Genomic DNA, 20,327 nt, shown 5'->3' on the forward strand with positions numbered 1-20,327 from the left:
CACCAAGGGCGCTGACCTCTCGCCGTGAGGTCCCGCCCGACCCTCCCCCGGGAGGGCGCTTTGCACCCATACAGGGTCTGACGCTGCCCTCTCCGATTTGAACGAAGCGGACCACCCCATGCACGTCGTCTTCCGCGAGAGCCACGGGCTCGGAGAAACAGACACCCCCTATGACGTCGGGCAGACCCCCGGCGATCTGGTGGTGCTGTCGTTCTCCGACAGCGACCTTGGCGCCTTTGCGGCAGGCTGGCACCGCGCGGCGGGCAAATTGCCCTCGACCCGGCTCGCAAATCTGGTCGCGCTCAAACATCCGCTCTCGGTGGATGTCTACGCCGAGCAAACCCTCGAAGGCGCCAAAGGCGTCTTGGTGCGTCTGATTGGTGGCGAGAGCTACTGGTCCTACGGTCTGGCGACGCTTCAGGACCTGGCCCGGCGCAAGGGCATTGCGCTTGCCGTCCTGCCTGCCGATGGCCAGGAAGATCCCCGCCTTGACGAGCTCTCGACCCTGCCGATCTCTACCCTGCGCCGCCTTCAGGCGCTCTGCGATGCGGGTGGGGCCGTGGCCGCGCAGGCCGCGCTGGCGCAACTGGCACTGGCGTCGGGGCTATATGCGAGCCCCGTGATTGGTCAAAAGACGGTGCCGGATTTTGGCTATTACGATCCCGACGACGGCGCGCTCAGCGCCCTGCCCAAGACCCATAAGCCCTTGGTGCTGGTGACGTTTTATCGCTCCTATCTGACCTCCGCTGATACGGCTCCGATCGATGAAATCCTGCGGGGATTGCGCGCGCGTGGCTATGCGGCTTTTGGTGCTTTCGCCCCCAGCCTCAAAGCCCCCGCCGCTGTCCAATGGCTACGGGCAGAGCTTTCGCAGCGCGCGCCGGTTGCGATCATCAATGCCACCGCGTTTTCGGCGCAGGGGCGCGATGGCAGCGCCTCGCCCCTGAGCCTTGTAGGATGTCCCGTCTTCCAGGTCGCGCTCTCGACCGCGCGACGCAAGGACTGGGATCTGGCGGACCGGGGCCTCTCGCCTGCGGATCTGGCCATGCATGTGGTGTTACCGGAAGTGGACGGCAGGCTCTTTGCCGGAGTGGTCAGCTTCAAGGCGCCGACAAAACGCGACCCGGATCTGCAATACTCTCGCTTCACCCATCGCGCCGATCCCGAACGCATCTCCGCAGCACTCGACCGGATCGAGGCGCATCTCAGGCTGGCACGACAAACACGCGCCGAGACACGCCTTGCGCTGGTGCTGTCGACATATCCCGGACGCGACTACAACCTCGCTCATGCGGTCGGGCTGGATGCGCTCGCCTCAACCTCAGAGATCCTGAGCGCCTTGGCGCGGGATGGCTATGACGTCGCCCCTGAGGCGGACCTCGGCGCGCGTCTCTCCGACCACACGCTGACCTGGCCCCTCTCGGATTATATCGCGGCGCTCCACAAGCTGCCCGAAGCCTTGCGCGATGACCTCAAGGCCGCATGGGGGGCGCCCGAACAGGATCCAGCCGTACGCGATCGCGTCTGCCATTTTCGCGCGCTGCGGGCCGGCAAAGCGCTGATCGCGCTGCAACCGGAACGCGGCGACGTGCAAGCCCGCGATGACGACTATCACGACCTCGAGCGCACGCCCCGCCATGGGTATGTTGCCTTCTACCTTTGGCTGCGTGAACAGGTGGATGCGCTTGTGCATGTGGGGGCACATGGCACGCTCGAATGGTTGCCGGGCAAGGCCGTGGCACTTTCTGGGGCCTGCTGGCCCGAGGTGCTCGCGGGGGATCTGCCCGTGATCTACCCCTTCATCGTCAACGACCCGGGCGAGGCCGCACAGGCCAAGCGCCGGATCGGGGCGCTCACCCTCGGCCATATGCCTCCGCCGCTGGCTGAAACCACGCTGCCAGCCGGAATGGGACGGCTCGAGAGCCTTCTGGACGAGTATTCCACCGCCGATGGTCTTGATCCGGCGCGCCGCGATCGGCTCATTGCCGACATCCGCGCCGAAGCCCAGGGCACCGGCGTCGAAGAGGATCTCGGCATCCCCACCGAGGCCTCTGCCGCAGAGGCCATCACCCGCATTGACCGCTTTGTCTGCGACATCAAGGAAAGCCAATACGGTGAGGGGTTGCATGTCTTTGGGCGCGGTGCACATGGCGCCGAGGAAATGCAGGGCCTGTTGCGCGCGCTCCGGGGAAAGCTGGTGGCACCGGGGCCGTCCGGGTCGCCCTACCGCGGGCGCTCGGACGTGATGCCCACCGGGCGCAACCTCTTTACCACCGATCCCCGCGCGGTTCCGTCGCGGGCGGCGCAGGCGCAAGGGGTCAAACTCGCCGAAGAGCTGTTGCGCCGCCATCTTCAGGATCATGGCGATTGGCCCTCGGGGTTGGTTGTCGATCTCTGGGGCTCTGCCACCATGCGCACCGCGGGCGAGGAATTCGCCATGGCGCTGCATCTTGCGGGCCTTGCGCCGAAGTGGGACGAAGGCTCCGAGCGCGTTTCAGGTTTTGAGATCATTCCGCTGGCGCTTTTGGGGCGGCCCCGCATTGACGTGACCCTGCGCGTCTCCGGCCTCTTTCGTGATGTCTTTCCGGGTCTTGCGCAAATGTTCGAGGCCGCCGCCGCCGCCCTCGGTGCGCGCGAAGAAGACCCAGGCGACAACCCCTACCTTCAGACCACGCCGCGTGTCTTTGGTCCCAAACCGGGTCTCTACGGGCTGGGGATGACGCAGCATCTGGATGACTACTCCGACGAGGCCCGCGCGGCGGCTGGCGAGGCGTGGCTTGCGGCCTCTTCCCACTCGATCGATGCCAAGGGTGAGATCACCGAGGCACGCGACGCCTTGGAAAAACGCCTGCGCAACGCGGACAGTTTCGTGCATCTCCAGGATCTTGCAGAAACGGATGTGCTGGTAGCTTCTGACTATGCCGCCCATGAGGCGGGCTTTGCAGCGGCGATGAAGCGGCTTGGGGCAAAAGCGCCCTCGCTCTATCACATGGACGCAACCCGCATGGACCGCCCGCAGGCGCGCAGCCTGCAAGAAGAAATCGCTCGCGTGACCCGCGCCCGGGCTGCCGATCCGCATTGGGCCACCTCGATGATGAACCACGGGTTTCGCGGCGCGGCAGAGATTGCGGCAACGCTCGATCACATGGCCGCTTTTGCGCATCTTGCGCAGGTGGTGCCCGCGCATCTCTTTGACCTCTATTTCGAGGCCACTCTTGGGCGTGAGGATCTGGTGGCGTTTCTGGAACGCGAGAACCCCGCCGCGCTGCAGGCGATGTGGGATCGCTTTCGCGCCCTGCGCGATGCCGGTCTCTGGGTGACGCGACGCAACTTCATTCTGGCCTCACTGGAGGGCGCGGCATGAGCGCCCCTGCGCCCAAAGTCTATGGCTGGTGCCCCGGTGCGCTCAGGCCGATGATGTCCGGTGACGGGCTTGTGGTGCGCATTCGCGCGCCTATGGGGCGGCTCTCGCCGGAGCAGGCCGGGGCGGTGGCAGAGCTTTCCGCGCGGTATGGCAATGGTCTCCTAGACCTTTCGGCACGGGCAAACCTGCAGATGCGCGGCATCCAGGAGAACGATCACCCGAACCTCATTGCAGCGCTGCAGGATTTGGGCCTTGTAGAAGCCGACGCCAACGCCGAAGCGCGGCGCAATATCCTGCTCACCCCCTTCTGGCGCAGCGGCGACCGGAGCCACCAGATCGCGCAGCGTCTTGCCGCGCTTCTGTCCGACGCCACAACCCTCGACCTGCCCGGCAAGTTTGGATTTGCAGTGGATGCAGGCGAGGCGCCCGTCTTGCAAGCGACCGCTGCCGACATTCGCATCGAAGGCGACGGCGACCGCCTCATGCTGCGCGCTGATGGCGCAGATGTGGCGCTTGAGGTCACTGAGACTGAGGCCGCGGCCCAGGCCCTCGCACTTGCCCGCTGGTTCCTCGAGCAAGGCGGCGCGTCCGAGGGTCGAGGCCGGATGCACGCGCTGATTTCGCGCCGCGGCGCCCCCGACACGCATGGCGCAGATGTGGCCAAGGGTGCCCCCCTGCCTGCCCCCGGCCTTACCAGAAACGGAGCGCTCGTGGCCCTCGAGTTTGGCCAGATCCACGCAACGACCCTCGCGGCGCTCGCCAAACATGGTGCCTTGCGCCTCACGCCGTGGCGCATGCTGCTGGTCGAAGACGCCCGGGACATCACGCCCCTGCCCGACCTTATTCTGGGTGCGACGGATCCGCGCCTGCACGTGAGCGTCTGCACCGGCGCGCCCGGGTGCCTGCAGGCGCTTTCGCAAACCCGCGACCTTGCCCGCGACCTCGCACCGCATCTGCAGGCAGGCACCCACCTGCACGTCTCCGGCTGCGCCAAGGGCTGCGCCCATCCCCGGCCTGCCGATGTGACCCTGACCGCCACCGGCACAGACCGCTTTGATCTCATCCGCAAGGGCCGCGCCAGCGACGCCCCCTTGCGTTCCGACCTCACTGCGCGCACCCTGCGCGCCGCGCCGCACATCCTGACGAAAGACACCTGACATGCTGCACACCTATGAAACCGACGGCGCCAAGATCTATGCCGAGAGCTTTGCGACCATCCGCGCAGAGGCCAATCTGGCGCGGTTCACCAAGGATGAAGAGGTCGTGGCCGTGCGCATGATCCACGCCGCAGGCATGGTCGGGCTCGAAGAGCACGTGCGCTTTTCAGAGGGCATGGCCAAAACCGCCCGTGCCGCGCTGGCAGACGGCGCGCCGATCCTGTGTGATGCCTACATGGTTTCTGAGGGCATCACCCGCCCGCGCCTGCCTGCGGACAACGAGGTGATCTGCACTCTGCGCGACCCCAAGGTTCCTGAGATGGCGCGTGAGATGGGCAACACCCGCTCTGCCGCCGCGCTGGAGCTTTGGCGCCCCAAACTCGACGGCGCAGTGGTCGCCATCGGCAATGCGCCAACTGCGCTGTTTCATCTTCTGAACATGCTCAAGGACCCCGCTTGTCCGCGTCCCGCAGCGATCATCGGCTGCCCGGTGGGATTCGTCGGCGCGCGCGAATCCAAGGACGCCCTGATGGAGGACCTGCCTGTGCCGTCGATGATCGTCGAAGGACGTCTTGGTGGGTCTGCCATCACCGTGGCAGCGGTCAATGCGCTTGCCTCCTGGAAAGAATGACGGGGAAGGACCGATCATGAACGTGCCCAAAGCCGGCAAAGTCATCTGTGCGGGCCTCGGCCCGGGCGACCCGGAGCTGATGAGCGTCAAAAGCTGGCGCGCCCTGCAAGGCGCGACCCATGTGGCCTATTTCCGCAAGGCAGGCCGCGCCGGGCAAGCCCGCGCCATCGTCGAGGGCCTCTTGCCTGCGGGCGTCACCGAATACCCAATGGAATACCCGGTCACCACAGAGATCCATTTCTCCGACCCGGAATATAACCGCCAGCTTGCGGCCTTTTATGACCAATGGGCCGACACATTGGCCGAGATCGCAGCCACGCAAACCGTGGTGGTGCTGTGCGAAGGCGATCCCTTTCTCTATGGATCGTTCATGCATCTGCATACCCGGCTCGAAGGACGCGCCGAGGTCGAGATCATCCCCGGCATCACCGGCATGTCAGGTTGCTGGACCGCCACCGGTCAGCCGATCACCTGGGGCGATGATGTCCTGACGGTCGCGATGGCGACGCTGTCCGAAGACGAACTGACCCAGCGCATCCGGCAGACCGACGCGCTGGTCGTCATGAAAATCGGTCGCAACCTGCCTAAGCTGCGCCGCGCACTCGAGGCTGCTGGCCGGTTGCAGGACGCTTGGCTTGTGGAGCGCGGCACCATGCCGGCCCAGACGGTGCAAAAGCTCACCGATGTCGACGGCGAGGTGCCGTATTTCTCGATCGTGATCCTGCACGGAGAAGGACGCCGCCCATGAATGACACCCCAAAAGGCTGGGTGGTGATTGCAGGCCTTGGCCCCGGCGCCGAGAGCATGGTGATCCCCGAGGTCCAGGACGTGCTGGCCGAGGCCACCGATGTGGTCGGCTACATCCCTTATGTAAAACGCATCCCGCCGCGCGCGGGGCTGACGCTTCATGCCAGCGACAACCGGGTTGAGGTCGACCGCGCCACCCAAGCGCTAGAAATGGCCGCAGCGGGACAACGCGTGGTGGTGGTCTCTTCCGGCGATCCGGGTGTCTTTGCTATGGCATCAGCGGTGTTTGAGGCGCTCGAAGAAGGCGCGAAGACGCAGCCTGCGTGGCTCAACCTCGAGATCCGCGTGCTGCCCGGCATCACCGCCATGCTCGCTGCGGCCGCTGCGATTGGCGCACCTCTGGGGCATGATTTTGCCGCCATCAACCTCAGCGACAACCTGAAACCCTGGGAGCTGATCGAGCGCCGGTTGCAGCTTGTGGGCGAAGCGGGGCTGGCGATGGCGTTTTACAACCCGCGTTCCAAATCCCGCCCGCATCAGTTCGAGCGCGCACTAGAGGTGCTGCGCGCAGCCTGCGGGGACGACACGCTCATCAGCTTTGCCCGCGATGTCACAAAACCAGGGCAAGAGATCCTGACCGTGCCGCTCCGCGATGCCCGCCCCGAGATGGCGGATATGCGCACTGTCGTGATCGTCGGCAATCGCGACACCCGGCGCGTCGGCTCTTATGTCTACACCCCGCGGTTTGCACCCGGACACCAGCCTGGACACCAGCCCGCTTATCACACAGCCGCCAACACCGCCACAAAGGACGCTTAAGCCCCGTGGTCAAGCCAGCGCATCACCTCTGCCACCGAGCCCAGCACCTCGCGTGCGGGCCCCTCGGGCCGGTCGATCATAATGACCGGCAACGCAAGACTGCGCGCGGCGCTGAGCTTGGCTTCGGCCCCCGCGCCGCCCGCGTTCTTGGCGACCACATGGGTGATCCGATGGCTGCGCATCAGAGCCTCATCCCCTGCCGCATCAAAGGGGCCGCGCGCCACAACCACCGTGGCCTTGGGCAGGCTCAGCGCGTCCTCGGGCGCATCAACCAACCGCAGCAGATAGTGGTTCTCGGGCTTTACCGCAAACGCCGCCACATGCTGCTTGCCAATTGCAAGAAACACCCGCGCGCCGGCCTCGGGCAAGGCCGCCACGGCCCCCGCCATATCGCGCACATGAGTCCAATGATCGCCCGGATGCGGCTGCCAAGCCGGGCGTTCAAAGGCCACCAGTGGCACACCCACCTCGGCGCAGGCCTGGGTCGCGTTGAGACTCATCTGCGCGGCAAAAGGATGTGTGGCGTCCACGACATGCGTGATCTCTTCGCGCTCGAGATAGGCGACCAGGCCGGGCACGCCCCCAAAGCCGCCAATCCGGCAGGGCAACGGCTGCTGCGCCGGGCGCGCGGTGCGGCCTGCGTAGGAAAACACCGCCTGACGCCCGGCCACCGGATCGTCACGGACCCAACTCTGCGCCAGGTGCTGAGCCAATCGCGACGCCTCGGTGGTGCCGCCCAGAAGCAGAAGTTTTCTCATGTTTGATCCTCTGACAAAGGGCCCCTCGCGCCCATGGCTCACCCTGATCGGGCTTGGCGAAAATGGCCTTGATGGGCTCTCGGATGCAAGCCGATCCGCACTCTCTAGGGCGGAAATCATTATCGGAGGGCCCCGCCATCTGGATCTGGTAGGCGCAGGCACACGCGGCCAATGCTGGCCTGTGCCCTTTTCCACCGCGCCGGTGCTGGCTGCGCGCGGGCGCCCCACGGTGGTGCTCGCCTCTGGCGATCCGTTCTGGCACGGCGCCGGGGGCAGCCTTCTGCGTGATTTAGAGCGGTCTGAATGGGTCTCGCACCCGGCGCCCTCCTGTTTTGCACTTGCGGCAAATGCCCTCGGCTGGAAGCTTGAAGACACGCTATGCCTTGGCCTTCATGCAGCGCCCTTTGCGCGCCTGCGGCCGCTTTTGGAGGCGGGCCAGCGGGTCCTTTGTACCCTGCGGGATGGTGCCGCCGCTGCGGAACTTGCGGCCTATCTTTGCGAAATTGGGTTTGGCGCCAGCTCCCTCACCGCTCTGGAGCGCCTTGGCGGACCACACGCTCGAATCCGGCACACCACCGCCGCGGGGTTTGACCTTCCTGAGGTCGACGCGCCCGTGCTGGCCGCAATCGACGCCAGAGGTCAGGGACTGCCGCAGGCCTCCGGCCTTGAGGATACGCTCTTTGCCAGCGACGGGCAGATCACCAAACGCCCTGTCCGGGCGCTGACCCTCTCGGCGCTTGCGCCGCGCAGAGGCGCGCATCTGTGGGACATTGGCGGCGGCTCTGGCTCGGTATCGGTGGAATGGTGCCTGGCGGCCCAAGGGGCCACGGCAACCACCTTTGAAGCGCGCGCAGACAGGCTCGAAAATATTCGCCGCAATCGGCGCGATTTTGGCCTTGAGCATCGCCTGACCCCGGTAGAAGGCCGTGCGCCCGACGTCCTGAAGAACCAACCTCTGCCCGATTGTGTCTTTATCGGGGGCGGCGGCTCGGAGGCGTTACTGAATTACCTCTGGCAGATCCTGCCGCAAGGCACGCGCCTCGTCGCCAATGGGGTCACGCTGGAAACGGAGACTCTCCTGATGCAGGCCCATGCGCGCCTTGGAGGCCATTTGCTGAAGGTGGAGATCGCCGAAGCGGGCCCCTTGGGCACACTGCGCGGATGGGAGCGCGCGCGCCCCGTGATCCAATGGAGCGTGACCCGATGATCGTTGCAGGCTTTGGCTTTTCAAACCGCGCCTCTGAGGCCAGCTTTGCCGAGGCTTTTGCCGCATTGGACAGGCGCCCGGATTGGGTGGCCGTTTTGCGCAACAAAGCCAAGAGCCCGGTGTTTCGCGCCTTTGCCCTTGCAGAGGGGCTGCGTGTGGAACCCCTCGAGGAGTATCAGATTTCCGGGGCCCAGACCCCGACCCTTTCGCCGCGCATCCACGCGCGGTTTGACACCGGATCTGTCGCCGAAGCCTGCGCCCTTGTGGCAGCGGGCAAACACGCGCGCCTAATCCAAAGACGATTTGTGACCACGGATGGGCTTGCCACCGTGGCGCTTGCGGAGACAATAGCAAGATGACCGTTCATTTTATCGGTGCCGGACCCGGCGCCGCCGACCTCATTACCCTGCGCGGGCGTGATCTGATCGCGGCCTGCCCTGTGTGTCTTTATGCAGGCTCCCTGGTGCCTGAAGCTCTCCTGAGCCATTGCCCCGAGGGCGCCAAGATCATCAACACGGCCCCCTTGTCGCTGGATGAGATCATGGCAGAAATCGCAAGCGCCCATGCCCAAGGCCATGACATCGCCCGGCTTCATTCAGGTGATCTGTCGGTCTGGTCGGCGATGGGCGAGCAGCTGCGCCGGCTGCGCGATCTCGACATCCCCTATGACATCACCCCCGGTGTCCCAGCCTTTGCCGCAGGGGCTGCCGCACTTGGCACCGAGCTCACGCTGCCGGGCGTGGCGCAATCGCTTGTGCTCACACGGACGTCCGGGCGTGCCTCTGCCATGCCCGAGGGCGAGACGCTGGAGAACTTTGCCGCCACCGGCGCCACCCTCGCGATCCACCTCTCGGTGCATGTCCTTGATGATGTGGTGGCCCGGCTCACACCCGCCTATGGCGCGGACTGCCCCGTGGCGATCGTCTGGCGCGCCAGCTGGCCGGATCAAAAGATCGTCAAAGCCACGCTCGGCACCGTCATCGAGGCGACGGACGGCGCTCGCGGACGCACGTCGCTGATCCTCGTCGGGCGCGCCCTCGGCGCGGAGGACTTTGCGGAAAGCTGCCTCTATGGCGCGGAATATGACCGCCGCTATCGTCCGCAAAGTGCCGACAGCCCCTGGTCGGAATGGAGCGAAGGCGATGATTGATCGCATGATGTGGGCCACCAAGGACAGCGCCGGAGCCTGGGTGCGGGCGCTGACCGGCTCGACGACCGGGCAAGAGATCTCAGGACATGAGGTAACGAAATGATCCCCTTCCCCAAAGGCCTGATGATCTCCGCGCCCTCCTCCGGCACCGGCAAGACCACTGTCATGCTGGGCCTTCTGCGCGCGCTCAAGGACGATGGCCTGACCGTCCAGCCGTTCAAAAGCGGGCCGGATTATATCGACCCGGCCTTCCACCTTGCTGCCGCCAGACGGGCGTCCTTCAACCTTGATACATGGGCCATGGACGACACGCTGCTAGACGCTGTCACCACCCAAGCCCAAGGCGCGGGCATCTGCGTCGGCGAAGGGTCGATGGGGCTCTTCGACGGAGTCGCCACCCGCGGTCAGTCCGGCTTTGGCTCCTCCGCGGAAACCGCGCTCAGGATGGGCTGGCCGGTGGTGCTGGTGATTGATGTGGGCGGTCAGGCGCAGTCGGCGGCGGCCACCGCGCTGGGGTTCAAGATGTATAACCCCGATCTGCCCTTTGCCGGAGTGATCTTGAACCGGGTCGCGAGTCCCCGTCACGACCGGCTTACCCGGCTTGGGATGGAGCGGGCGGGCGTCAAGGTGCTGGGCTCCCTGCCGAGACGCGGCGATCTGGCTCTGCCCGAACGCCATCTCGGCCTCATTCAGGCGGTTGAACACCCCGATCTTGAGGCCGCAATCGCCGGCTATGCGGCCTTCTTGCGCGAAAACGTCGACATTGACGCGATCCGGGCGGTGGCCAGCTCCGCCGCAGCACCGGCCCCTCGCGCCCTGCCGCGTCCGCCCGCACAACGCATCGCATTGGCGCGCGATGCGGCGTTTTCCTTTACCTATCCGCATCTTCTCGAGGGTTGGCGCGCCGCCGGAGCAGAGATCCTGCCCTTCTCGCCGCTCAACAATGAAGCCCCCGCCAAGGACGCCGATCTGGTCTGGCTGCCCGGGGGCTATCCCGAGTTGCACGGCTCCACCCTCGCCGCAGCCGACATCTGGCGCAAAGGCATGGCAGAACACGCAAAAACCAAACCGGTGCATGGCGAGTGCGGCGGCTACATGGCCCTTGGCGAGGCCTTGATCGACAAGGACGGCACGCGGCACCAGATGGCGGGGCTCCTTGGGCTTGTGACATCCTATGAAAAGCGCAAGTTCCACCTCGGGTATCGCCGCGCAGCGCTAGAAGCGCCGATGCCGGGCTTTGACAGCGGCGCGTTTCTGCGCGGACATGAGTTCCATTATTCGACCATCCTCGACGAGCCAGACGCCCCACTGGCCCGGGTGATGGACGCCGACGGCAACCCGGTGCCCGAGACCGGCTCCGTCAAAGGCCATGTCACCGGTACGTTCTTTCACCTCATCACCGGAGAGCAGCCATGAGCGGGTTTGTCAGTTTTGTGTCCTCCGGGCCGGGCGATCCCGAGCTTTTGACCCTCAAGGCGGTCAAGCGGCTGGAGGCGGCTGACGCGGTGCTGTTTGATGATCTGTCGTCCGGGCCGATCCTTTCCCATGCGCGCGCGGATGCGGATATGGTTGGCGTCGGAAAACGCGCCGGGCGCCCCTCGCCCAAGCAAGACCACGTCAGCCAGCTCTTGGTGGAATACGCCCAGTCCGGCGCCCATGTGGTGCGTCTGAAATCGGGCGATTCAGGTGTGTTTGGGCGCCTCGAAGAAGAAATGGTGGCGCTGCGCGCCGCTGGCATCAAATACGAGATCATTCCCGGTGTCACCGCCGCCTCGGCAGCCGCTGCGGCGGCGGGTATTCCGCTCACGCGGCGGCTGACGGCACGGCGCCTGCAGTTTATCACGGGCCATGACGTGACCGGCGGCCTGCCCGAGCATATGAACCTCACCGCTCTTGCAGACCCCGAGGCCACAACCGTGGTCTACATGGGCAAACGCACCTTTGCGACTTTGCTTGAGCTGCTTCTTGAGGCAGGCCTGCCAGAGACCACACCGGCGCTGGTGGCGCTTGGGGTCTCGACCCCCGCCCAAGAGCTGCACCGGGTGACAGTGGCTGCCCTGCCGGACCTCCTGGAGGCCATCATCTCCCCCGCGCCAGTGTTGATCCTTTATGGCCCCTTGGCCGACGATGACGCGCTCGTGTCGCAATGACCGCACCGGTGATCTCGCTGTGCCGGACCTGCCAAGATGCCGATCCCGCGCTGCTGCCCCAATTGGCAGCGGCGCTGCGGGAGGCTCATCCAAGGGCCCTGCTGCAATCGGTTGACTGCATGTCGGGTTGTGCACGCCCGCAGACCCTCTCGGTGCGCCAAAGCGGCAAGACAGCCTATCTCTTTGGGGAGATCACAGCAGCGGACCTACCCGATATACTCAGGTTTCTGCGGCTCTACGAGGCAAGCGCCGATGGCACCTTCACGGATGCGCGCCCAATTGGCGAGCTGAGGTTCAAAGCCATCGCGCGCATCCCTGCCCCCCTGCCCGAAACTACCGCCGCGTCACAAACTGGCTCCGCCGCCTCTCCCGAGGAGTGAGGCTGCCAGTCAGAGACCACCTGCGTGATAAAATGCCGCGAATGCGCGCTCCAAGGGCGGTTTCATGCTTGACCGATCGCGCGCGCGCGCCGCATTGTCGACGGCATACGGTGTCCCAGAGCGCAAAGCGCCGGGACTGAAACGGGAATGAGGAACGGCGGACCCAATCGCGGCGCCAAAGCCTCAACCGCCCCCGCGACTGTGAGCGGTGAGCGACATTCAGCATCCACTGGCCGCTGGGCCGGGAAGGAGAATGATCGCCGCGACCCGCGAGTCAGGAGACCGGCCGTATGAAACGAGGACAGTGAATGTGTCGTCGGGTGTGACGACACGGAGGACGAATTATGACGACCAAGACGCTCAACACGACCGCTTCTGCCAGCCAGATCATCCCGGTTCTTTTCGCCGTGGTACTGGGTCTGGGGATCATCACCGTGACCGGCCATGTGCAGGCCTCCACCCTGCATGATGCTGCGCATGATGTGCGCCACGCGACCGGCTTCCCCTGCCACTAAGCAGATGTTCGCACGCATTTTGACCAGCGCGTTGTTCGCTGGTGCTGCAGCGGGGCTGATTGCCGCCCTTCTGCAGCTTTTCTTCGTGCAGCCGGTGCTTTTGCATGCCGAACTCTATGAATCGGGCGCGCTTGTGCATTTCGGCGGCGAGACCGTATCCGCCCATCCCGAATTGCCGGGCATCTTTGACGAGCCGATGCGCAATTTGCTCAGCATCCTCTTCACCATGCTGATTTACACTGGCTACGCGCTGATCCTGGTGGCCTTGATGTCGGTTGCGGAGCGGCAAGGCCATGAAATCCGCACCGGACAGGGCTTGCTGTGGGGATTGGCAGGCTTTGTGGCGCTTCACTTTGCGCCCGGTTTTTCGCTCGCACCAGAAGTGCCCGGCGTTGCCGCCGCCGATGTGGGCGCCCGTCAGATCTGGTGGGCCGCCACAGTGGCGAGCGCAGGTGTTGCCATGTGGCTGATCGCTTTTGGCGGTAATCTGGTGGCCTATGTGGTGGCCGCGCTCTTGTTGATGGCGCCGCATGTGATCGGCGCGCCGGAGCCCGAGACCTTTGCAGGTCCGGTGCCAACCGAGATCGGCGCCCTTTTTGCGGCGCGCGCCTTGGGGATCGGCATGGCGGCATGGGCATTGCTCGGCGTGTTCTGTGCCTATTTCTGGCAGACCGAAGCCGCACATGCGGATGCCAACACTTAGGCGGCTCTCCAGGCTGTCCCCGCTGCGTCATTGCATGCAGCGGGGACAGCCTGCGAGACTGCGCTGCAGCCTCAAATACGTTTACTTTCCGGAGAATGACCTTCCATGTCCCGTTCGCTCGCTCTGTTTGCCATTGGCCTTGTGTTTGGGGGCGGTATCGGATTTCTGACCGCCGCAGGAAACGGCGTCACCCTGGATGGGCATGATCACTCTGATCCTGCGCACCACGGTGGCGGATCCGGCGTGGCCACGCACGACCATTCCGCACTGGTGAATTCCCCCTCTGGTCCAGAGGCGCCCTCGGTCGAGATCCACGTCACGCCCGACGCGATGTCCGGTTGGAACCTGCAAGTGGAGACCAAGAACTTTCGCTTCGCCCCGGAGCATGCCTCGGGGGCCGATCAACCCGGCGAGGGCCATGCACATGTCTATGTGAACGGCGAGAAAATCACGCGCCTCTATGGGTCCTGGCTGCATCTTGCGGCCTTGCCCGAAGGCGAGACCGAGGTGAAAGTCTCTCTGAGTTCCAACAGCCATGGCACCATCGCCGTCGACGGCGTGCCGGTCGAGGCGCGCGTTGTCGTGAGTGCCCCCTGATGGGGCACTCTTGACCTCTTTGCGCGGGCGTCCCATTGCGGGGCGACGGATTTAACGGATGGAGAGCCTTCTATGCTCCAGCTCAGTCTGATCGGGATCGGCACCGGCAACCCCAAGCACCTGACCCGCGAGGCGATGGAGGCAATCTGCGCGCAGGATTTGATCCTGATACCCAACAAGGGCGCAGGCAAGGACGACCTTGCCGGGCTGCGGCAAGCGATCTGCGCCGATGTCCTGGCGGGCGCGGCATCGGCGCCCAAGATCGTCGAATTCGACCTTCCCGTGCGTGATCCGGCCACTCCGGATTACCGCCAGCGGGTCGAGGACTGGCACGACGCCATCGCAGAGGTTTGGCAGGCCACACTCGCTGCACATCTCCCCAAAGGCGGGCAAGCCGGGTTTCTGGTTTGGGGCGACCCCTCACTCTATGACAGCACCATGCGCATTGCCGAGCGTCTTGGTCAGCGCATGGAAATGCAGATGCGGGTGATCCCCGGCATCACCTCGGTGCAAGCGCTGACGGCGGCGCATGGGGTGCCCCTCAACCGGATCGGCGCGCCCGTGCAGATCACCACCGGACGCCAGCTCCGCGATGCGGGCTGGCCCGCGGGCTGTGACACGTTGGTCATCATGCTGGATGGGGAGTGCTCGTTCCAGAGCGTCGACCGTCCCGAACAGGTCATGATCCACTGGTCCGCCTATGCGGGGATGGAAAACGAGATCAATATCGCCGGGCGTCTCTCCGACGTGCAGGACCAGATCCTGTCAGTGCGCGCCCGCGCACGGCGCGATCATGGCTGGATCATGGACATCTACATGCTGGAACGCCTGCGCTGACCCCAGCCATTTTTCGTGACGCTCGGCGGTTCATTCCAGATCCGCGTCTCTGTCAGTCGCGGCGGCGTCCGATGTGGAGATCCAGCGCTGCAGCCTGTCCAAAGGACAGGCTGCCCGGCCCACCCCCAAGCGGAGACTTGCGCCAGCAAGGGTCTGCACGGGGGCGGGAGCATCCCCGCCCGGCCGCAACGCTTTATTGTTCCGAAGGGTGTGCCATCGCAGGTCAGGTCACGCGCGAGCGCACCTGATACTTGGGATCTTTCCAACTCTCTCGCTTCATCACATCCTCAAGGATCTCGGCGGCTTGCACCACATCCGCCTGATCGAGATAGAGCGGTGTGAAACCAAAGCGCATGATGTTGGGCGCGCGGAAATCGCCGATGACGCCGCGATCAATCAACGCCTGTACCACCGCATAGCCATCCTCAAAGGCAAAGGAGACCTGCGACCCTCGCAGCGCTGCCTCTCTGGGGGAGGCAAGCGTCAGTTCCGGGCAGCGGGCCTCGACTTCGGCAATGAACGTCTCGCACAGGGCCACGGACGCGCCGCGGATCTCTTCCATCGAGACCCCGTCCCAAACATCCAGTGCCGTATCAAGGATCGAGAGCTGCACAATCGAGGGCGTGCCAACGCGCAGACGCTCCGTGGTCATCGCCGGACGATAATCGGGCTCCATCGCAAAAGGCGCATCATGACCAAGCCAGCCCGCAAGCGCAGGGTCCACCTCAAGCACAATGTCGGGCCGCGCATAGATAAAGGCAGGCGCACCGGGTCCCCCGTTGAAATACTTGTAGGTGCAGCCCACCGCGAATTCTGCATTGCAGGCCGTCAGATCCACCGGCAGCGCGCCTGCGCTATGGGCGAGGTCCCAGATCATCACCGCGCCGTTCTGATGCGCGCGTGCTGTCATCTCCATCATGTCGTGACGGCGGCCAGAGCGATAGTCCACCTCCGTCAGCATCACCACCGCCACATCATCGGTGATCGCATCCGCGACCTCTTCGGGGGCAACGGTGCGCAGTTCATAGTCCTTGCCGATGGTGGAGATCAGCCCCTGCGCCATGTAGAGATCGGTCGGAAAATTGCCCGTGTCCGACAGGATCACCCGGCGCTCGGGGCGCATCTTGAGCGCCGCCGCGAGCGCCTGATAAACCTTGATCGAAAGCGTATCGCCCGTGGCCACGCTGCCCGGTGCTGCGCCGATGAACCCCGCGATACGATCGCCCACTTTTTGCGGCAGCGCCATCCAGTCGGCGGTGTTCCAGGCCTTGATCAACTGTGTGCCCCATTCCTGGGTCAGCACCTTGGCGGCCCGCTCTGCCGCGCCCTTTGGCAGGGGGCCAAGCGAGTTTCCATCGAGATAGATCATGCCCTCGGGAATATCGAAGAGGTATTTTTTGGGCAGGTTTGTCATGTCAGAGATCGCCTCTCAGGGTCCAAAGTTCAGGAAACAGCTCCACGCTCAGCATCCGGCGCAGATATTGCACCCCAGAGGTGCCGCCGGTGCCGCGCTTGAAGCCAATCACGCGCTCCACCGTGGTGACGTGGTTGAAACGCCAACGGCGGAAATAATCCTCAAGATCAACCAGCTTCTCGGCCAGTTCATAAAGGGTCCAATAGGTGTCGATGTCGCCGTAAACCTTGAGCCAGCGCTCTTGGATCGTCTCATCCAGAGCATGCGGCGCATCCAGTCTCGGCGCGGGGAGGTTTTCGGTGTGACCGTCCAGCGTCTGAAACAGATACCGGTTCACCTCGTCATAAAAACTCGGGCGCGCCAGCTCCGCACTGAGGAGCGCATGCACCTCTGGCACATGCTCATGCGGGCGCAGCATGTTGGGATTGCGATTGCCCAGAACATATTCGATCAGACGATATTGATAGGACTGAAACCCCGAGGACGGCCCCAGAGCCTCGCGAAATCGGGTGTAATCGGCGGGCGTCATGGTGCGCAGCACATCCCAGGCGCTGTTGAGCTGCTCAAAAATCCGGCTCACCCGCGCGAGCATCTTGAACATTTCGGCAGTCTGCCCCTGCTGCAAGGCCTCACGCGCCGCCTGCAGCTCGTGCAAGGCAAGCTTCATCCATAGCTCGCTGGTCTGATGCTGGATAATGAACAGCATCTCGTCATGGGCATCGCTCTTGCAGTGCTGCTGATCCAGGAGCGCATCCAGATGCAGGTAATCGCCATAAGACATGGCATCGGCAAAGCCCATCTTTGCCCCGTCCTGGCCGGGATTATAGGCGGAATCGCTCATGGTGGACCTCTCTTTCAGGATCACGGGCGCCCGATCTGGGATCGCCCGTCAGGGGACAGCGTCGGCCAGACGGTATTGTGCCACCGGACCGGACGCAAGAAAAAAGCTTTAAGCTTAAAGAAACTGCAGTCTCCTCTCGAACGAGCTACTCGTTCGCTTGTCTCTTCACTGGAAAATCGTCCAACAATCTGAAACAACTCAGAGAAGATCCCTTAGCGGATAGCAATTCCCCTGACAGCATCTTACTGTCAAATCGTGGTATCGTATTTTGCAATACCCAATTCAGGAGACAGGCTCATGGCCAAGGCAGAGCTGCCAGTGATCATTGGAATTGCGGCATCGGCCGGCGGGTTGGAGGCAACCACGTCGCTGGTCAAGAATCTGCCGTCGCAGACCAATGCCAGCTATGTCGTCGCTCAGCACATGTCCCCGACTCACAAAAGCCTGTTGTGGTCCCTGATCGGGCGAGAAACCGAACTGCCGGTGATCGAACTCACGGACGAAGACCTGGTCCCGGAGCCCGACACGATCTATATCGCGCCGCCCAATTACGATGTCATCGTGGACAACGGCAAACTGGCCCTGCGTGATCCCAGCGGCCATCCCGGCACGCCGAAACCCTTGGCGGACCGGCTATTCAAAAGCCTTGCCGACGAATGTGGCGAACGCTGCGTCGGGATCGTTCTGTCCGGTACCGGCAGCGATGGAAGCTACGGTATCCGCGCCATTCGCGAAGCCGGTGGGGTCACCATCGCGCAGGAAATCGGCACCGCCAAATATGAGGGTATGCCCTCCTCGGCCGTGCATACGGGGTGTATCGATCTGACCATGTCGCCGGATATGATCGGCCAGCAACTCGACAGCATCCTCGCGAACCCTCGGGATTTTTCCGAACTCAGAGGATTTACCGGCAACCCCAGCGGGTTGCTCGATCTCTACCATATCCTACTTGCGCGCACCGGCGTGGATTTCCGCGAGTACAAGGAAACCACCATCAACCGCCGCATCGCGCGCAGAATGGTTGCGCAGGGCATCGACGTCTATGAGGACTATGTCGAATTCTGTCGTGAGAACGCAACCGAGGTGGATGCGCTCTACAAGGACATGATGATCTCAGTGACGCGCTTTTTCCGCGATCACGCCCAGTTCAACCAGCTCACCAAGGTCATTCAGGGTTTGGTGGATGACAACAGAGATCGCCAGATCCGTGTCTGGGTTGCAGGCAGCGCCACCGGCGAAGAAGCCTATTCTCTGGCCATCCTCTTTGCAGAGGCGATGGGGGGACTAAAGGCAATCAGCAAAGAGCGCATTCAGATCTTTGCCACCGACATCGACACCGAGGCGCTGGAGGTCGCGCGACGCGGGATCTATCCGCTCTCGGCCGCCAACGACGTGCCGCGCCAATATGTTGAGACCTACATGAACCTCGAAGGCGACGCGCTGGAGGTCAACAAGCATCTGCGGTCGGTGGTGCTGTTTTCACGGCACAACCTTATTCAGGACCCGCCCTTCATCAACATGGACATGATCAGTCTGCGCAATCTGTTGATCTATTTTGGCGCGTCCCTACAGGAAAAAGTCCTGTCACGCATGGCCTATGCCCTTGTTCCCAATGGGAAACTCTTCCTGGGGTCGTCCGAAACCGTCGGCTCGATGCATGGGCATTTCGAAACCTATTCCCTGCCCGACAAGATCTATTCCAAACGCGGCCTGCGGCAGAGCGTGCAAGCCACGGCAAATTTCCTGCCCCTTACGGCCCTGCATCGCGGCCCGCTTGCACAGAGCCGTGCATCAACGCCGCCGCAGACCTTCGACATGTTCGACGCGCTCATCCGGACTTTGGCACCAAATGGGTTTATTGCCACGCAGGACCACGTTATCATCCGCATAATCGGTGATATTTCCAGCGCCACTGAACTCAACGAGAGCAGCGCGCTGCCGCGCATGTCGACCAAAATCCTGAAATCCGAGCTGCGCGCCGAAGCGGCGAGCCTCATCACTCTTTGCCTGCGCAGCAAATCGACTCGATCAGGGCGCTGGCACGATGTTGAAGGGTCGGACCTGATCCAATTGCGTATGACCTGCTTCCCGCTCTTGATGGATGGCGAGGGTGAAGACCATGTGCTGTTTTCGATCGAAGAGCGTGAATCCCAGCCTCGGACCGTCGCAACCGAGGACATGAATATCGACGACCGAATGGTCTATGTGCGCCAGATCGAGGACGAAATCGCCTCCACCCGCGAGGCGCTGCAGCAGACCATCGAGGAGCTGCAAACTTCGAACGAGGAACTACAGTCCGTCAACGAAGAGATGCAGGCGACCAACGAAGAACTGCAAGCCACCAATGAAGAGCTCGAAACCTCGAATGAGGAGCTTCAGGCCACCAACGAAGAGCTGATCACCGTCAACGAGGAAATGCAGATCAACTCCACCGAGCTGCAACAACTCTCGATTGAATTGGCCGCTGTTCTCGAGGCGACCCCCTACCCGACGCTGCTGGTCGACCCGGCCCTGCAGATCAGGCATGCCTCGGCAGCAGCGATCGATCATTTTGGCCTCTCCGAGCTGCCCCCAAACGGCACTCATATCGGCGCCTGCACCGATGGTGCAGGGCTGGCGCATCTTGTTTCCAAGGTGGCCGAGTGTTTCCGCACCCGCGAGAGCAGCACGCTCGAGGTCAATGACGAGACCTGGTCAAAGACGCTGACTTTCACACCGATTCAAAAGGGCGTCACCCAGGAAACCATCGGTGTCACTGTCACCGTTCTGTAGAACGAATCGCATAATCTTAGCCTGGGAATCGCGCATCACCTTCGAGGGTTCTTGCGCGGCCAAACCCGCAGAGCTGCGACTCGGGGTGCGGCGTAGAAAAATTGCGCGACGCCTCGAAATTAATCGCATCCCTCTAAATAGCGAGTGGACCTTCTACAAAAAACAAATGCCTCAGTCGCTTGAAACAATAATCCATCAATAATCGTTTGGCAGCGCACTTGTTCGCCAATTCACACACATGATTATTTCGATCTGTCTAGTCTTGTTTTGACAAATACCGCCTTT

The 20,327-nt window shown here is 63.4% G+C and carries 19 protein-coding genes and 1 riboswitch; of the genes, 16 read left to right on the forward strand and 3 right to left on the reverse strand.

What is annotated here, in order from left to right; all coding sequences use genetic code 11:
- Window positions 1-118 precede the first annotated feature (118 nt).
- Genes cobN through cobJ form a run of 5 tightly spaced genes read left to right on the forward strand, consistent with a single transcriptional unit; the run spans window position 119 to window position 6,718 of the window.
- Window positions 119-3,364 (forward strand): cobaltochelatase subunit CobN, encoded by a 3,246-nt coding sequence (gene cobN, locus TM1040_RS15470; RefSeq protein ID WP_011539531.1) that lies wholly within the window; start codon window positions 119-121, stop codon window positions 3,362-3,364.
- Complete coding sequence (cobG, locus tag TM1040_RS15475; RefSeq protein WP_011539532.1) at window positions 3,361-4,521, forward strand: precorrin-3B synthase; 1,161 nt, start codon at window positions 3,361-3,363, stop codon at window positions 4,519-4,521. The genes cobN and cobG overlap by 4 nt, the downstream gene beginning before the upstream one ends.
- Before the next feature lies 1 nt (window position 4,522).
- Window positions 4,523-5,152 (forward strand): precorrin-8X methylmutase, encoded by a 630-nt coding sequence (locus tag TM1040_RS15480; RefSeq protein WP_011539533.1) that lies wholly within the window; start codon window positions 4,523-4,525, stop codon window positions 5,150-5,152.
- Window positions 5,153-5,168: 16 nt separating this feature from the next.
- Window positions 5,169-5,900, forward strand: coding sequence for a precorrin-2 C(20)-methyltransferase (locus tag TM1040_RS15485; RefSeq protein WP_011539534.1), 732 nt, complete (start codon window positions 5,169-5,171; stop codon window positions 5,898-5,900).
- Window positions 5,897-6,718 (forward strand): precorrin-3B C(17)-methyltransferase, encoded by an 822-nt coding sequence (cobJ, locus tag TM1040_RS15490; RefSeq protein ID WP_011539535.1) that lies wholly within the window; start codon window positions 5,897-5,899, stop codon window positions 6,716-6,718. Before TM1040_RS15485 ends, cobJ begins: the two co-directional genes overlap by 4 nt.
- Here the strand turns inward: cobJ and TM1040_RS15495 are convergent.
- The gene (locus TM1040_RS15495) at window positions 6,715-7,476 is read right to left on the reverse strand and encodes a cobalt-precorrin-6A reductase (RefSeq protein WP_011539536.1); all 762 of its coding nucleotides are present in this window, start codon (window positions 7,474-7,476) and stop codon (window positions 6,715-6,717) included. The genes cobJ and TM1040_RS15495 overlap by 4 nt on opposite strands.
- Between TM1040_RS15495 and TM1040_RS15500 the strand changes: the two genes are divergently transcribed.
- The 10 genes from TM1040_RS15500 to cobF all read left to right on the forward strand — a co-directional run bounded on the left by TM1040_RS15500 (window position 7,475) and on the right by cobF (window position 15,015).
- Window positions 7,475-8,683, forward strand: a complete 1,209-nt coding sequence (locus tag TM1040_RS15500; protein WP_044026864.1) for a bifunctional cobalt-precorrin-7 (C(5))-methyltransferase/cobalt-precorrin-6B (C(15))-methyltransferase — start codon at window positions 7,475-7,477, stop codon at window positions 8,681-8,683. The genes TM1040_RS15495 and TM1040_RS15500 overlap by 2 nt on opposite strands.
- On the forward strand, window positions 8,680-9,042 hold the full coding sequence (locus tag TM1040_RS15505; protein WP_011539538.1) for a cobalamin biosynthesis protein: 363 nt from the start codon (window positions 8,680-8,682) through the stop codon (window positions 9,040-9,042). The genes TM1040_RS15500 and TM1040_RS15505 overlap by 4 nt, the downstream gene beginning before the upstream one ends.
- Window positions 9,039-9,833: a precorrin-4 C(11)-methyltransferase gene (gene cobM / locus TM1040_RS15510; protein ID WP_011539539.1), complete on the forward strand. Its 795-nt coding sequence runs from the start codon at window positions 9,039-9,041 to the stop codon at window positions 9,831-9,833. Before TM1040_RS15505 ends, cobM begins: the two co-directional genes overlap by 4 nt.
- Window positions 9,834-9,932: 99 nt before the next feature.
- Window positions 9,933-11,249 (forward strand): cobyrinate a,c-diamide synthase, encoded by a 1,317-nt coding sequence (locus TM1040_RS15515; protein WP_011539540.1) that lies wholly within the window; start codon window positions 9,933-9,935, stop codon window positions 11,247-11,249.
- Window positions 11,246-11,983 (forward strand): uroporphyrinogen-III C-methyltransferase, encoded by a 738-nt coding sequence (cobA, locus tag TM1040_RS15520; protein ID WP_011539541.1) that lies wholly within the window; start codon window positions 11,246-11,248, stop codon window positions 11,981-11,983. The genes TM1040_RS15515 and cobA overlap by 4 nt, the downstream gene beginning before the upstream one ends.
- A complete protein-coding gene (locus tag TM1040_RS15525) occupies window positions 11,980-12,363 on the forward strand; it encodes a DUF1636 family protein (protein WP_011539542.1) in 384 nt (127 codons plus the stop codon). The genes cobA and TM1040_RS15525 overlap by 4 nt, the downstream gene beginning before the upstream one ends.
- Window positions 12,364-12,454: 91 nt before the next feature.
- Window positions 12,455-12,669, forward strand: a riboswitch (cobalamin riboswitch).
- Between the two features lie 38 nt (window positions 12,670-12,707).
- Entirely contained in the window at window positions 12,708-12,878 is a 171-nt protein-coding gene (locus TM1040_RS20085) for a CbtB domain-containing protein (protein WP_084789030.1), read from the forward strand.
- 4 nt (window positions 12,879-12,882) lie between these two features.
- A complete protein-coding gene (locus TM1040_RS15530) occupies window positions 12,883-13,581 on the forward strand; it encodes a CbtA family protein (protein ID WP_044026865.1) in 699 nt (232 codons plus the stop codon).
- A gap of 105 nt (window positions 13,582-13,686) precedes the next feature.
- Window positions 13,687-14,178: a hypothetical protein gene (locus tag TM1040_RS15535; protein WP_011539544.1), complete on the forward strand. Its 492-nt coding sequence runs from the start codon at window positions 13,687-13,689 to the stop codon at window positions 14,176-14,178.
- A gap of 72 nt (window positions 14,179-14,250) precedes the next feature.
- Window positions 14,251-15,015, forward strand: coding sequence for a precorrin-6A synthase (deacetylating) (cobF, locus tag TM1040_RS15540; RefSeq protein WP_011539545.1), 765 nt, complete (start codon window positions 14,251-14,253; stop codon window positions 15,013-15,015).
- 223 nt (window positions 15,016-15,238) lie between these two features.
- Here cobF and kynU read toward each other — a convergent pair whose 3' ends face one another.
- Both kynU and TM1040_RS15550 read right to left on the reverse strand, forming a co-directional pair.
- Window positions 15,239-16,429: a kynureninase gene (kynU, locus tag TM1040_RS15545; protein WP_011539546.1), complete on the reverse strand. Its 1,191-nt coding sequence runs from the start codon at window positions 16,427-16,429 to the stop codon at window positions 15,239-15,241.
- A 1-nt stretch (window position 16,430) separates the two neighbouring features.
- A complete protein-coding gene (locus TM1040_RS15550; RefSeq protein WP_011539547.1) occupies window positions 16,431-17,270 on the reverse strand; it encodes a tryptophan 2,3-dioxygenase in 840 nt (279 codons plus the stop codon).
- Between the two features lie 297 nt (window positions 17,271-17,567).
- Here TM1040_RS15550 and TM1040_RS15555 point away from each other — a divergent pair, with 297 nt between their 5' ends.
- A complete protein-coding gene (locus tag TM1040_RS15555; protein ID WP_011539548.1) occupies window positions 17,568-20,042 on the forward strand; it encodes a CheR family methyltransferase in 2,475 nt (824 codons plus the stop codon).
- Window positions 20,043-20,327: the final 285 nt, after the last annotated feature.

The sequence above is a fragment of the Ruegeria sp. TM1040 genome (genome assembly GCF_000014065.1).
In the GTDB taxonomy this organism is placed as follows: Bacteria; Pseudomonadota; Alphaproteobacteria; order Rhodobacterales; family Rhodobacteraceae; genus Epibacterium.